Here is a 661-nt window from a genome sequence, read left to right as displayed (position 1 = left end):
TTGTTGGAGCGCCCCGGGTTGTTGGCTTTCGCCTGCTCGTAGAGCGCCTTGCGCCGCGCCAGGATGGCGTGGTCCTCGCCGGCGTGGCGTTGATTGGGCGTGACGCCGTTGATCTCCCGGTGCCGGTGTTCGGCGTTGTACCACTTGGTGAAGCGCAGGGCCCAGGCGCGCGCCTCGGCCAGGTCGTTGAACCCGTTCCTCGGGTAGTCCGGCCGGGTCTTGGCCGTACCGAACAGTGACTCCGAGAAAGCATTGTCGTTGGAGACCGCGGGACGGCTGTAGGAGCTGCCCACGCCAAGCCGCTCGAGCGTGGCGTGCAGCTGAGAGCCCTTGAACGGGCCGCCGTTATCCGCATGGATGATCAGATCCTCGTGCCGGCACCCCTCCTGCAGCGTGGCGCGTTCGATGAGTCTCGCGCTATTGGCGGCGTTCTCCGCCTCGAAGACCTCCTGGCCGACGATCTTGCGGCTGTAGAGGTCGATGATCAGGTACAGGTAGAAGAACTGCCCGCGGATCGCGGTCGGCAGATAGGTCACATCCCAACTCCAACAGCGGTTGGGCCGGTCGGCGCACAGCGTTGGCTTGGGCCGTGGGGGCTGAGGAGCCGCCTTGGGGCCGCGGTGATGCTGCTCATCGTGCTCGTGCAGGATGCGATAGAACG

General features: G+C 65.8%; 1 protein-coding gene. It reads right to left on the bottom strand.

Annotated elements, in window-relative coordinates:
• Positions 1–536 (bottom strand): integrase core domain-containing protein (locus LRF89_RS13290; RefSeq protein ID WP_238637379.1); only part of this gene is annotated, 536 nt, incomplete at its 3' end.
• Between the last annotated feature and the right edge of the window lie 125 nt (positions 537–661).

The sequence above is a fragment of the Halorhodospira sp. 9621 genome (genome assembly GCF_022228055.1).
GTDB classification, from domain to species: Bacteria; Pseudomonadota; Gammaproteobacteria; order Nitrococcales; family Halorhodospiraceae; genus Halorhodospira; species Halorhodospira halophila_A.
Note: the sequence above shows the minus strand (reverse complement) of the source record. Positions and strands in the feature narration are given on the sequence as shown.